The sequence below is a fragment of the Pseudomonas graminis genome, assembly GCF_013201545.1.
Classification (GTDB): domain Bacteria; phylum Pseudomonadota; class Gammaproteobacteria; order Pseudomonadales; family Pseudomonadaceae; genus Aquipseudomonas.
Window position 1 is genome coordinate 1438153 of sequence record NZ_CP053746.1, and the last position, 13762, is coordinate 1451914.

Below are 13762 nucleotides of genomic sequence, written 5' to 3' on the forward strand. Positions count from 1 at the left end.
TCGTCGGGTCTGATACTTGCCTGACATTCCAATTAAAACAGGGGACTTTCATGAACATGTCTGCAATCCGCCGCACCTTTCTGTTGTCGGCCTTCAGCCTGGTGCTGGGCACGGGTCTGGTCAGCCAGGCTATGGCTGGCGATCAACTGGCAACCATCAAAAAGAACGGAACCCTCAACGTCGGCCTGGAAGGCACGTACCCACCGTTCAGCTTCGTGGGTGAGGATGGCAAACTGACCGGCTTTGAAGTGGAGTTCTCTGAAGCACTGGCCAAGGAACTGGGCGTCAAGGTCAAGCTGCAAGCCACGCCGTGGGCTGGCATTCTGGCTGCGCTGGAATCCAAGCGTCTGGATGTCGTGGTCAATCAGGTGACCATCTCCGACGAGCGCAAGAAGAAGTACGACTTCTCCGAACCCTACACCGTGTCGGGTATTCAGGCGTTGGTGCAGACCAAAGACGTCGGCGTGATCAAAACCGCTGCTGACCTGAAAGGCAAAAAAGTCGGCGTCGGCCTTGGCACCAACTATGAAGAATGGCTGAAAGCCAACGTGCCTGATGCCATCGTCAAAACCTACGACGATGATCCGACCAAATACCAGGACCTGCGTGTCGGCCGCATCGACGCCATCCTCGTCGACCGCCTCGCTGCACTGGAACTGGTTGCCAAGACCAAGGACAAGCTGGCCGTTTCCGGCGAAGCGTTCTCCCGTCAGGAATCCGGTGTCGCACTGCGCAAGGGTGAGCCTGAATTGCTGGACGCAATCAACAAAGCCATCGACAAGCTGCGCGCCGACGGCACCCTCGCCAAGCTGTCGGACAAGTACTTCAAGGCTGACGTGACCAAATGATCCCAGAGAGCCTTCAGCTCGCGCTGGACTCCGCGCCCTTCCTGCTCAAGGGCGCGTATTACACGGTGGGCTTGAGCCTGGGGTCGATGTTTTTCGGATTGGTGCTGGGCTTCGGCCTGGCACTGATGCGTTTGTCAAAGATCTGGGTCATCAGTGCCATTGCCAGGGTTTACGTGTCGTTCTTCCGTGGCACGCCGCTGCTCGTCCAGCTGTTCATGATCTATTACGGCCTGCCGGACCTGGGGATTGAACTGGATGCGATCACCGCAGCGCTGATCGGCCTGTCGCTGAACATGGCTGCGTATGCCTGCGAAATCCTTCGGGCCGCGATCGGTTCGGTGGACCGAGGGCAATGGGAAGCTGCAGCGAGCATTGGCATGACGCGCGCCCAGACCATGCGCCGCGCCATTCTGCCGCAAGCTGCACGCACCGCGTTGCCGCCCTTGGGCAACAGCTTTATTTCACTGGTCAAGGACACGGCAATGGCCGCCACCATTCAGGTGCCGGAAGTGTTCCGCCAGGCGCAGCTGATCTCCTCGCGGACGCTGGAGATTTTCACCATGTACCTCACCGTTGCGGTGATCTATTGGGTGCTGTGCAGCATCCTGGCGCATTTTCAAAATCGCCTGGAAGCGCGGGCCAACCGCCACGATGTGGAGTCCTGAGGCATGATCACGGTTGAAAAACTGACCAAGCAATTCAAGGGCAACGAAGTGCTGAAGGGCATTGACCTGAAGGTCGAGCCTGGCGAAGTGGTGGCAATCATCGGCCCTAGCGGGTCGGGCAAAACCACGCTGCTGCGCTGCCTGAATCTGCTGGAAGTGCCTACGAGCGGCAGCATTATCGTGGGCGACATCAAAGTCGATTTGAGCCGCCCGTTAAGCCAGCAGCAGGGTTTGATCCGGCAACTGCGCCAGCATGTCGGGTTCGTCTTCCAGAACTTCAATCTGTTCCCCCACCGCACCGCGCTGGAAAACGTCATCGAAGGCCCTACCGTGGTCAAAAAGATGCCTCACGACCAGGCTGTCGAGCTGGGTCGCGCGCTGTTGGCGAAAGTCGGCCTCGCGGGCAAAGAGGACGCTTATCCGCGTCGTCTGTCCGGCGGTCAACAGCAGCGTGTGGCGATTGCCCGGGCGCTGGCCATGGAGCCCGAGGTCATTCTTTTTGACGAACCAACCTCGGCGCTTGATCCTGAGCTGGTGGGCGAGGTGCTCAACACGATTCACGCTCTTGCGCTGGAGAAACGCACAATGGTCATCGTGACCCACGAGATGAGCTTCGCGCGGGACGTCGCCAACCGGGTGATCTTCATCGACAAGGGCATCATCGTCGAGCAGGGCGAAGCGAAAGCGCTGTTCGCCAATCCCAAAGAAGAACGCACAAGGCAGTTTCTTGAGCGCAGCAGGAATTAGTCTGACACGTTATGTGTTTAAAACGGCGCCAACAGGCGCCGTTTTCTTTGTCGTTCATATTTAGAAAAGCGTTGACCCACTAAAAGTCCTACTATTTCAACGCCGGCTAGCCGTCATCAATCTATCTATTTTTTCAATACGAACAGCCCTCACTCTCTCCACTTCCCCGCAACGTTGATTGACCATTTCTTCACCCACAAATAACTGCCGCTGACACTTTTTCATCAGCTTGCTGGCTGTGGAGTACCGCGTGCCCGGCGGCTCAGGTAGGACCACAGTCGCACTTCCCTCCCCATAAGCAACGCACAAGTGTAGGAAACTTCTGCATTTGCGTTACACACACTCTAAAAACTTAATTACGGTTGACACAAACATCGCAACACAATTAGCTGAAATCGCTCTCGGTGTATTTTCTTTCCAAAACGGCAACCCTCTAATTACCACCGTTTGTAATGTTTGCCATGCCTGCGCATCCCGGCGTGTACTAGTGCCAGTCGTTTTCACGCTGCAGTTGCGATGAATTAACCACCTGACTTGCCTTAACCCAGGCACACATTCGAAGAGTATTAAAGATGATCCATACCTCAGTAATGACTCAGTCTTTCAAGCTGATGGCCCCGTATCTTCCGCAGTCGAACAAGCACGGGATTGGCGCCCTTGCGGCGGCCGATCTGCAGGTACACATTGATCCCTGGCCAGAGATGGACTGCGGTGACTTGATCGAATTGTTTTGGGGAGGCTGTTATGCCGCATCAAAACTTCTATCAGAGTCTGACATCGGACACACATCCGTCCTACATGTACCCGAAAGTTTTCTTCGAAGTGGAAAAGTTAAAACCTACTATCGCGTTACTAAAATTGGCAGCGAACCCATTAAGTCTCCCGGTGCCAAGCTATGGGTCAAACTGGAGACTCCCGGCGGTCAATTGGTTAGCGGCGAGGGTGATGAGAATCAGGGACTGGCACCCGTGACGTTTGCCGAGTCAGTCATGCAAGGCGGTTTGACGGCGCGCCACTTCGATGAGGGCGTGCAACTCACTCTCGACGCTTATCCCAACATGGACGCCTACGATGAAATCACCCTGCGCTGGGGCGACATGCGTCTGGATCTGCCAGCGCTCACCCAAGACGACGTCGGCATGCCTATTGTTGTGGACGTACCGGCGGAGTTGGTGCGCGAGGCGGGCGATGATCCGCATCTGGAGGTGAGCTATTGCGTGATTGACCGTGTCGGCAACAACTCGCGCTGGGCGCCGCCGCGGTTGATCAAGGTGGAGACCGACATGACCGATGAGGCCGAAACTTGACGTCGGCCCTCTTCAGGACGTTGTCGCGGCGCAGCATCAGCGCGCTGCGACACGTCTGCAGCCCGCCTCCCTGGCCTCGCGCCTCCAATCACATGCCGCAATCGTGATCGACGCCACAGATCAGTCACTGAGGGGAAACCTCCCACATCATCTCCATCAGCGTCCTACAGGTCACCTCCTCACTGCGCGAAAACAGGCTGCTAGCCTGCGGTGAAACCCCTCACGAGGTGTCCACCATGCCCTGCAGACATATCGTCAAGTACATGATTCTGGCCCTGGCTTTCGGTTCATGCCTGACCTACACCCAAGCCACGGCGCTGGCGACGGCATCCGCCGCATCACCTTCTATGCTTATTCCTAAATGTGAGTTTATTTAATGTTTATACACGCTTAGGGTATATGCACCGGACCACCGGACCATCGTCAATTTTCTCGCCGCCACAGCGGTATTGATTCGAGGTTCGAATGGTCAAGCACAACGACTCCCGTGCTCGCGCTCGTGAAGGTCACCACCATGACTGATCTGAACGCCCTTTCTGTCCAGCACACCCTGGACGTGGCTCCTCCCCTGCTCCCCGCCAACCTATTGCGCAACGACGCCGACGCCATTGCGGCGGCCCATGAGCTGGCCGCCGTCGTGCGCACCCATGCCGCCACGCGAGACCGTGAGCGGCAATTGCCCTGGTCGGAAATCGAGCTGTTTACCCGCAGTGGCCTGGGCGGCATCTCGGTACCGCGGATCTATGGCGGGCCACAGGTGTCATTCGTAACCCTCGCCGAAGTCTTCGCCATCCTGTCGGCAGCCGACCCTGCCGTGGGCCAGATTCCGCAAAACCACTTCGGTATTCTCAATTCGCTGATCGGCAGCGCCTCAGAGGCTCAGAAACAAACCCTCTTCGCCAGCGTTCTCGGCGGCGCACGCATCGGCAATGGCGGCCCCGAGCGGGGGACCAAAAACACCCTCGATATCCGTACACGACTGACCGCAGACGGTGATCAGTTTTTGCTCAACGGCCGCAAGTTCTACTCGACCGGCGCGTTATTCGCCCACTGGGTCGCGATCAAGGCCATCAATGACGACGGCAAGCAGGTGCTGGTGTTCGTGCCACGCGGGACGCCGGGGCTGTACATCATCGACGACTGGTCCGGCTTCGGTCAGCGCACCACCGCCAGCGGCAGCGTGCTGCTGGAAAACGTGCGCGTGAGTGGCGAGCTGGTTGTTGATAACTGGAAACTGGGCCTGGCGCCGAACATTCAGGGTGCGGTGTCGCAACTGATCCAGGCGGCCATTGATGCAGGCATTGCCCGGGAAGCCATCGACGAAGGCATCCGTTTTGTGCGTGAGCGTTCGCGACCGTGGATCGACGCCAATGTCGAGCGTGCCAGCGACGACCCGTATGTGATCGCCGACATCGGCAAGTTGAAACTCGAACTGCACGCCGCCGAAGCACTGTTGCGCAGGGCTGGCCGTGTGCTGGATGAAATTGCCGCCGAACCCATCGACGAACACTCAGCGGCGCGGGCGTCCATCGTGGTTGCCGAAGCCAAGGTGCTGACGACACAGGTCGCCCTGCTCGCCAGTGAAAAACTGTTCGAGCTGTCGGGCAGTCGCGCGACGCTGGCCGAATTCAATCTTGATCGTCACTGGCGCAATGCGCGGGTTCACACCCTCCACGACCCGGTCCGCTGGAAGGTCCACGCCGTCGGCGCCTGGCACCTGAATGGCGCCCTGCCTGCCCGTCACTCCTGGATATAACCAGACCACTGGAAGCACACCTATGAGCCTTCAACCCTTGCCGCGTGACACGCAGGCGGCCGCCGTGACCGCGATCATTCGGGACGCCGCCGAGGCGCTGCGCATCGCGCGCACGTTGGCGGAAAATTTCAGACAACAGAGTGCCATTCGAGATCGTGAACGGCGGCTTCCCCATCAGGAACTGGAGGCGTTTTCGCGCTCGGGCCTGTGGGGCATCAGCGTGCCGAAGGCCTTTGGTGGCGCAGGCGTGTCCAATATCACCCTGGCCGAAGTCATCCGAATCATCTCTGCGGCCGACGCTTCGCTAGGGCAGATCCCGCAAAACCACTTCTACGCGCTGGAAGTCCTGCGGGTCAACGGCAGCCCGGCGCAGCAGGCGCGGCTGTACGCCGAGGTCCTCGCCGGTCAACGCTTCGGTAATGCGCTGGCCGAACTGGGCACCAAAACCGCCCACGACCGCACCACCCGACTGAGTCGCGACGGCAATGGCTGGCGCATCAACGGCCGCAAGTTCTACGCCACCGGCGCCCTTTACGCACAACGCATACCGACCTCGGTCGTGGATGACAGCGGCGTGCAGCAGTTGGCGTTCGTGCCGGCGAATGCAGCAGGGCTGAGCGTGATCGACGACTGGAGCGGCTTCGGCCAGCGCACCACGGGCAGCGGCTCAGTGGTGTTCGATAACGTGTATGTCGAAGCCGATGACGTGGTGCCGTTTCAAACTGCCTTCGAGCGCCCGACCACTGTCGGCCCTTTGGCGCAGATCCTCCATGCCGCCATCGACACCGGCATCGCCCGCGCTGCCTTTGAAGACGCGCTGCATTTCGTACGCACCCGCACGCGGCCGTGGATCGACTCCGGCATCGAAAAAGCCGTTGATGACCCGCTGACGCTGCACAGCTTTGGCAAACTCGGCATTCGTCTTCACGCCGCCGAAGCCTTGCTCGAACGTTCGGGCGAATGCCTTGATCGGGCCCAGGCTGAGACGACGCCGGAAAGTCTGGCGCAGGCATCGATCGCCGTGGCGGAAGCGCGGGCGATCAGCACCGAAATCTCATTGGAAGCCGGCAGCACCTTGTTCGAACTTGCCGGTTCCCAAGCCACGCTGGCAGAGCACGGCCTTGACCGGCACTGGCGCAACGCGCGGGTCCACACGTTGCACGACCCGGTGCGCTGGAAGTACCACGCCATCGGCAATTACTACCTCAATGACGTCAACCCGCCACGCCGGGGGACGATTTGATGAGCAAGAAAAAGATCCTGCTCAACGCGTTCAACATGAACTGCATCGGCCACATCAATCACGGGTTCTGGACCCACCCCCGGGACACGTCGACCCAGTACAAGACCCTCGACTACTGGACAGATCTGGCGCAGTTGCTGGAGCGCGGGCTGTTCGACGGCTTGTTCATCGCCGACATCGTCGGGGTCTATGACGTCTATCAGAACTCGGTGGACGTCACGCTGAAGGAGTCGATCCAGTTGCCGGTGAATGATCCGCTGCTGCTGGTATCGGCCATGGCCGCGGTCACCAAAAACCTCGGCTTCGGCCTGACCGCCAACCTCACCTACGAGGCGCCGTACCTGTTCGCCCGGCGCATGTCGACGCTGGATCACCTGACGCGCGGACGCGTGGGCTGGAACATCGTCACCGGGTATCTGGACAGCGCCGCGCGCGCGATGGGCCTGACCGAGCAGATCGAACATGACCGCCGCTATGACCAGGCCGATGAATACCTGGAGGTGTTGTACAAGCTGTGGGAAGGCAGTTGGGAGGACGATGCGGTGATCGAGGACCGTCAGGCGCGCCTCTACGCGCAGCCGGAAAAGGTCCACTACGTGCGGCACAGCGGCGAGTTCTATCAGGTGGAGGGTTATCACCTGTGCGAGCCGTCGCCACAGCGCACGCCAGTTTTGTTCCAGGCCGGAAGCTCCGAGCGCGGTCTGCAGTTTGCCGGCAGCAACGCCGAGTGCGTGTTCATCAGCGCGCAGAACAAACCCGCAACCCGCGAGCAGGTCGACAAGGTCCGCGCCAGCGCGGTGGCCGCCGGGCGCAACCCGGATGACATCAAGGTGTTCATGGGCCTCAACGTCATCGTCGGCCCCACCGAAGAAGCGGCCCGGGCCAAGCATGCGGAGTACCTGACTTACGCCAGCGCCGAGGCAGGACTGGCGCATTTTGCCGCCTCCACCGGCATCGATTTCGCCGACTACGCGCTCGACGAGCCGATCCAGCACGTGAAAGGCAACGCCATTCAGTCAGCCACGAAGATTCTCAAGAACAACGACTGGACCCGTCAGAAGTTACTCGATCAGCACGCCCTGGGCGGCCGTTACATCACGCTGATCGGCTCGCCCGAGCAGGTGGCCGACGAGCTGGAATCGTGGATTGCGGAAACCGGCCTGGACGGCTTCAACCTGACCCGCATCGTCACTCCGGAGAGCTACGAGGATTTCATCGATCTGGTGATCCCGGAGCTGCAACGTCGGGGTTCGTACAAGACCGCGTACGAACACGGCACCTTGCGCGAGAAGCTGTTTGAAGACGGTGACGCAAGACTGCCGGAACGGCATGCGGGGGCCAGCTTCAGGGCACACACTCCATCGCAGGCGTGAGCGAGCTCAAACCATGTGGGAGCGAGCTTGCTCGCGAAGACGGCTTCACAGACACCCAAGCATTCAAACCAGACCACTGACACGGATTACCCCTCAATGATCAAAACCCTCCTCACCCTCGCGCTGTCCCTGGGCCTGCTTGCCGGCGTCACCCACGCTGCCGATCAACCGCTCAAAGTCGGCACCACCGCCGCGTTTGCCATACCGCTGGAAGCGGCCGTCGCCGAAGCCGAGAAACAGGGCCTGAAGGTGGAGCTAGTGGAATTCACCGACTGGATCGCGCCCAACGTCAGCCTCCACGCCGGCGACATCGACGTGAATTACTTCCAGCACATTCCGTTTCTAGAGAATGCCAAAGCCGCGTCCGGCTTCGATCTCGTGCCGTACGCGCCAGGCATCATCAACAATGTCGGGCTGTACTCCAAGAAGTACAAAAGCTTCGATGAGCTGCCAACCGGTGCCACCGTCGCAATCGCCAATGACCCGATCAACAGTGGCCGCGGCCTGCAACTGTTGGCCAAGGCTGGCTTGATCACCCTCAAGCCGGGCGTTGGCTACAAGGCCACCGAAGACGACATCACCGCCAACCCGAAGAAGATCAAGCTGATTCAGGTCGAAGCCGTGCAACTGGTGCGCGCCTATGACGATGCCGATCTGGTGCAGGGCTACCCGGCCTACATTCGTTTGTCGAAGACCTTCGACGCCGGCTCGGCAATCCTGTTCGACGGCCTCGACCACCCGGAATACGTCATTCAGTTCGTCATCAAACCGGACCACAAGGATGACCCGCGGCTGGCCAAGTTCATCGACATCTACCAACACTCGCCGGTCGTGCGCGCCTCCCTGGATAAGGTCAATGGCTCGCTGTATCAGGTTGGCTGGAAGAACTGATCATGACGGCATCCGCCCAACGCGCTTTGACGCTTGAGAGTGCTGCTCCTCATGCCGCCGAGCAATCAGAACTGCACCCGGAGAAGCAACACGCCCATGTGCGCTTCATCAATCTGGGCAAGGTCTATGAAGGTCCGCAAGGCCCGGTGCCGGCGCTTCAGGGCATCGATCTGGATATCCAGTGCGGTGAGGTGTTCGGCATCATCGGCCGAAGCGGCGCTGGCAAATCGTCGCTGATCCGCACCATCAATCGTCTGGAAAAACCCAGCAGCGGCCGCGTGCTGATCGATCAGGTGAACATCGGCGACTTCAATGAAGACACGCTGGTGGCGCTGCGCCGACGCATCGGCATGATCTTTCAGCATTTCAATCTGATGTCGGCCAAGACGGTGTGGCAGAACGTCGAGCTGCCGCTGAAGGTCGCGGGCGTGCCGAAGGCGCAGCGCCAGCGCAAAGTTACCGAACTGCTGGAGTTGGTCGGGCTGGAGGGCAAGCACAGGGCCTATCCGGCGCAGTTGTCGGGTGGGCAGAAGCAGCGCGTCGGTATTGCCCGGGCGTTGGTGCATGATCCGGCGATTCTGCTGTGCGACGAGGCGACTTCGGCCCTCGACCCGGAGACCACGCAATCGATTCTGGGGCTGCTGCGCGAGATCAATCAGCGCCTCGGGCTGACGATCATTTTGATCACCCACGAGATGGCGGTGATTCGAGAAATCTGCGACCGCGTGGTGGTGCTGGAAAAAGGTGAAGTCGTTGAGCAGGGGCCAGTCTGGCAGGTATTCGGCAATCCGCAGCATGAGGTGAGCAAGACACTGCTGGCACCGCTGCAACATACGCTGCCAGAGGATGTTCAAGCGCGCTTGCAACCGCACCCTTCCGATCATCACGCCAGCGTTGTGCTGGATCTGCAATTCACCGGCGGCGATGGCAAGGAGCCTGATCTGTCCGCGCTGTTCAATGCCTTTGGCGGGCGCGTGAGCCTGCTGCATGGCGGGGTCGAACGTATTCAAGGGCGTGCACTGGGTCATCTGTTGCTGGCGGTGAGTCACTCGCCGCTGTCGGCAGACGAATTACTCAATCGCGCCCGCAAGCACGCGCATCAGGCGGAGGTACTGGGTTATGTGGCTTGATCGTCTCTGGCAGGGCGTTATCGACACCTTCCTGATGGTCGGCGTGTCGTCGCTGATCGCATTGATACTGGGCATTCCACTGGCGGTGATTCTGGTCACCAGCGGCAAAGGCGGCATTTTTGAAGCGCCCAATGTAAACCGTGTACTGGGCGCGTTCGTGAATATCTTTCGTTCAGTGCCGTTCCTGATTCTGATGGTTGCGCTGATCCCGTTCACGCGGCTCATCGTCGGCACGACCTACGGCGTATGGGCGGCGGTGGTGCCGCTGACCATCGCATCGACACCGTTCTTCGCGCGTATTGCGGAAGTCAGCCTGCGCGAAGTTGACCATGGTTTGATCGAAGCGGCCCAGGCGATGGGCTGCCGCCGCTGGCACATCGTCTGGCACGTGCTGCTGCCCGAAGCACTGCCGGGCATCGTCGGCGGATTCACCATCACCATCGTGACGATGATCAATTCGTCGGCCATGGCCGGTGCGATAGGCGCTGGCGGTTTGGGCGACATCGCGTATCGGTATGGTTATCAACGGTTCGACACCCAAGTGATGCTCACGGTGATCGTGTTGCTGGTGATCTTGGTGGCGGTGATTCAGCTGGGCGGGGATCGATTGGCATTGCGGCTGAATAAGCGCTGATCTCAGGATGCCTTACTTGTGGACCGGCTTTAGCCGGGAAAGCGTCAGACGTCCAACTGCAAAATAGATGGCGCTGCCACGGGCCTCTTACCAGTTGAACCGGTCCTACCAAATGGCATGCAGTTCCGCCAGGAGATTGCAATTCGTGAGCGGGGTATATTGGCGGCTTTCCACGCTCAGACGGCCGCACGATGAAACTCGACCCACATGATCTCGCTCAGATCACCGCCACTACCCTCGGCAATTACAACGAGGTCGCCGAGGGCTTTCGCGAAGGCACTCGTGATCATGACGTCAGCCAGAACATTGATGCGTTGCTGCGCAATATCACCGGCCTGGCGCCGTTCCAGATTCTCGATTTCGGGTGCGGACCAGGGCGTGATCTTCAGACATTTTCTGCCATGGGCCACATCGCCACCGGACTGGACGGCTCCGAACGCTTCGCTGAGATGGCCCGCGCCGACAGCGGCTGCGACGTGCTCCATCAGAACTTCCTTGAGCTGAATCTGCCCGCCGAACGTTTCGACGGCATATTCGCCAACGCCTCGCTTTTCCACGTCCCCCGACAGGAGTTGCCTCGGGTGCTGCGCGAGCTGCACGGCGCGTTGAAGCTCGGCGGCGTGCTGTTCAGCTCCAATCCCCGGGGCGACAATCAGGAAGGCTGGAAAGGCGAGCGCTTCGGTTCATTTCATGATCTCGAATCGTGGAGCGCGTTACTGACCGAGGCCGGGTTCAGCGAAGTCGAGCATTACTACCGACCGCCGGGATTGCCGAGGGAGCAGCAGCCGTGGCTGGCGAGTGTCTGGCGCAAGGTATGACGGTTTGGGGTCTGCAGTAGCGTCCTGAACACCGGGTGCATCAGCCGCCTTCCCCTGTTACGTGATAAACGCTGATCGCTCCGTCAGGCCCAAACGCCGTCACGCTATGCTCTGCAAACGAACGGCCCACTGCCTCACGCGGCGTGCCATCGAAGTTCGCCACCAGCCTTGTTCCGTCCGCGAATGTGGTCTGCTGAACCAGTCGATCATGGGTCAGCCAGCTAAATGCCGTCATCGCCTGGTTGCCAAGGCGCTCGTGCAATGGCCTGAAAAAACTGTCCTGTCGCTGCATCACCGGCAACCGCTCGGCCAGCGTCGCGCTGCTCAGGTGATACAGCGGCGGCACGTTATAGAGCAGTTGAGCGAGCTCGTTGTGCTGCCTGACATTCACCAGTTTCAGGCTGTCGAACAGCCAGTGGTGAGTCGTGATGACTGATCCATGGAATACGGTTTGATACAGCGGCAGACGGGTCGTCGGGTTGAAGTGAACGGTGCGATAAGGCTCCTTGATCGGCACCGGTTTGAAGAACACGTCCGGCTGCTCCGGTGGATACCAACTCCCTAGGTACCAGCGGGAGGACTTGTGCTGACTGAGGTCCGAATCACCCCAGCCGATCACCGGCGTCTGCATGCCGTGAGCGAAAAGGATGCCTGCGGCGGTGACAGCATTGCCGTCCTCGGAACCTGAGGGCAGCGCTCGGGCTTCAGCCACCCACTGCGAAGCACTGACATTGGCGGCGGCGTTCTGCATCTGGGTCATGGTCGCGCCGGGGCGATAGCTGTCAAACAGCATCCCCGTGGCGTAGGCATCCAGAAACCAACTGTTGAAACCGGCGACGGCCTGTACAGCCGTAATTCGCGTCTCCATTAACGGCCGGACACAACGTGGATCGGTGTAATGCCCGGACTGCTGAAAACCTGCCTTGAACGTGCCGTCCTTCAGCACGATGGCGCATTGACGATGTGCGTCGCTGCCCAGGTGAGCGGTCACCCAGTCCGGATTTTCATGGGTCGCCAGAGCCGTTTCGTAGGAGTCATAGGGCGCAATCAGATAGCCTGCCTGTACGGCGGCGCCGACCGCCTCGGGATGCCAGAGCCCACCCTCCCAACCTTCGCCGAGCCCAAGCCACAGGCGGGACCAACCGGATGCTTGCAGATCTTTGACTCCCTTAAGGGACAGCGCGCCGCCCCAGGTTGACGGGTCCTCAGCGAGGGCGCCGGCAAACAGGCGGGCAACCTCTCCGCGAAGCTCGCCGTAACGCGAGACCAACCGCGACACGTCGGGCTGGGCATCGCTTTGCCAGGCTTGCCGTGCGACTGAATTAAAGGCGTTGTTCAGACTGCGCAGCAGGGTGACCCGTTGCCAGTGTTGCAACTGCCCATGGCTTCCACTCAGCGCAACCAAGGCCTGTTTATCCAGCCGCTTGCGCAGTTGCACGGCCAGTGGCTCATTGGACGCAAGTACCTGAGTCAGGCGCTCCCATGATTTAACGTCCCCAGGCGCGAGCAAGTCGTTGCCCCACAGATACACGTGGGCGGCGCCGAGCAGCTTGCGCCCCTCCGGGGTTTTCTCGAACTTGCTTTCGAGCGTCTGATATTCGCCATTGTCGATAAGCCACTGCCGATAGCGCCTTGCACCGGCCAGCGGATCGGGGGCGTCCAGAGACAGGCGAAGGGTCATTGGCGCACTGACATCCAGCGCCGTGAACTCATGACGGGCGGACAACCCCAGCGCGACACCCTGCGAATACAGACTCAGACGATTGTTGAACGGGTTGGTCAACAGCCAGGTCAGGGTGAACGCGCCGTGGTCCATTCCCCACAGCGGCAAGCTCAGGTCCTGTGTGGTGTTGATCTCGCCCTGGGCCACCAGAAACTGTTGCCAGACACTGTCCCCCCGAGGGACGTAATGACCCTCCGCCATCGGCCAGATCAGCGCCTTGCCCATGGCCTCGCCCGGCTGATTCAGGAACTCCAGCACACCGGCATCCCGGGCCTTGATGGTCAGCAAGAGGTCGCGTTGCTGCAGCCGGACTTCTAGATGCCAGGCACCGTCGTCCCACTGCCACGCGAGGGAGTCCTGCGAAGCCTTGAGCTCACTGACGCGATGCGCCTTGACCCCGTTTGATGCCTGCAAGGCAGGTTGCCCGGTTGGCGAGACGCGGACCGCGAGTGTCTGCGGATCAACGTTCACCCGCCAGAACTCGTTTTCCAGCGTTTCAGCCGAACTGCCGGACATCATCAGCCAGCTAACCATAAGGCAAACACACAAGCGCACTGAGAGAGATGGCACGTCGAGCCCCGCTAATAGATTCAGCGGGGCACAGTAAGGCAGGGACAGGCGAGTGTC

At 60.1% G+C, this 13762-nt stretch carries 12 protein-coding genes; 11 read left to right on the forward strand and 1 reads right to left on the reverse strand.

The window, feature by feature from the left end:
* The first annotated feature begins 50 nt into the window (after positions 1 to 50).
* From tcyJ to FX982_RS06655, 11 genes are all read left to right on the forward strand, one after another.
* Positions 51 to 848 (forward strand): cystine ABC transporter substrate-binding protein, encoded by a 798-nt coding sequence (gene tcyJ / locus FX982_RS06605; RefSeq protein WP_122624380.1) that lies wholly within the window; start codon positions 51 to 53, stop codon positions 846 to 848.
* Positions 845 to 1513 carry a cystine ABC transporter permease gene (tcyL, locus tag FX982_RS06610; RefSeq protein ID WP_172610062.1) on the forward strand — a complete coding sequence of 223 codons (669 nt, stop codon included), beginning with the start codon at positions 845 to 847 and terminating at the stop codon, positions 1511 to 1513. Before tcyJ ends, tcyL begins: the two co-directional genes overlap by 4 nt.
* Positions 1514 to 1516: 3 nt before the next feature.
* Entirely contained in the window at positions 1517 to 2260 is a 744-nt protein-coding gene (gene tcyN, locus FX982_RS06615; protein WP_172610063.1) for an L-cystine ABC transporter ATP-binding protein TcyN, read from the forward strand.
* A 572-nt stretch (positions 2261 to 2832) separates the two neighbouring features.
* Positions 2833 to 3567: a hypothetical protein gene (locus tag FX982_RS06620; protein WP_172610064.1), complete on the forward strand. Its 735-nt coding sequence runs from the start codon at positions 2833 to 2835 to the stop codon at positions 3565 to 3567.
* 514 nt (positions 3568 to 4081) lie between these two features.
* Complete coding sequence (locus tag FX982_RS06625; RefSeq protein ID WP_172610065.1) at positions 4082 to 5323, forward strand: SfnB family sulfur acquisition oxidoreductase; 1242 nt, start codon at positions 4082 to 4084, stop codon at positions 5321 to 5323.
* Positions 5324 to 5360: 37 nt separating this feature from the next.
* A complete protein-coding gene (locus FX982_RS06630) occupies positions 5361 to 6566 on the forward strand; it encodes an SfnB family sulfur acquisition oxidoreductase (protein ID WP_172612995.1) in 1206 nt (401 codons plus the stop codon).
* Positions 6566 to 7939 (forward strand): LLM class flavin-dependent oxidoreductase, encoded by a 1374-nt coding sequence (locus FX982_RS06635; RefSeq protein WP_172610066.1) that lies wholly within the window; start codon positions 6566 to 6568, stop codon positions 7937 to 7939. The genes FX982_RS06630 and FX982_RS06635 overlap by 1 nt, the downstream gene beginning before the upstream one ends.
* Before the next feature lie 96 nt (positions 7940 to 8035).
* Positions 8036 to 8830 carry a MetQ/NlpA family ABC transporter substrate-binding protein gene (locus FX982_RS06640; protein WP_172610067.1) on the forward strand — a complete coding sequence of 265 codons (795 nt, stop codon included), beginning with the start codon at positions 8036 to 8038 and terminating at the stop codon, positions 8828 to 8830.
* Positions 8831 to 8832: 2 nt separating this feature from the next.
* Entirely contained in the window at positions 8833 to 9960 is a 1128-nt protein-coding gene (locus tag FX982_RS06645; RefSeq protein WP_172610068.1) for a methionine ABC transporter ATP-binding protein, read from the forward strand.
* A complete protein-coding gene (locus tag FX982_RS06650; RefSeq protein WP_122536756.1) occupies positions 9950 to 10594 on the forward strand; it encodes a methionine ABC transporter permease in 645 nt (214 codons plus the stop codon). Before FX982_RS06645 ends, FX982_RS06650 begins: the two co-directional genes overlap by 11 nt.
* Before the next feature lie 191 nt (positions 10595 to 10785).
* Entirely contained in the window at positions 10786 to 11412 is a 627-nt protein-coding gene (locus FX982_RS06655; RefSeq protein ID WP_172610069.1) for a class I SAM-dependent methyltransferase, read from the forward strand.
* 40 nt (positions 11413 to 11452) lie between these two features.
* Here the strand turns inward: FX982_RS06655 and FX982_RS06660 are convergent, their stop codons facing one another.
* Positions 11453 to 13669 (reverse strand): glycoside hydrolase, encoded by a 2217-nt coding sequence (locus FX982_RS06660; protein WP_172610070.1) that lies wholly within the window; start codon positions 13667 to 13669, stop codon positions 11453 to 11455.
* Positions 13670 to 13762 lie beyond the last annotated feature (93 nt).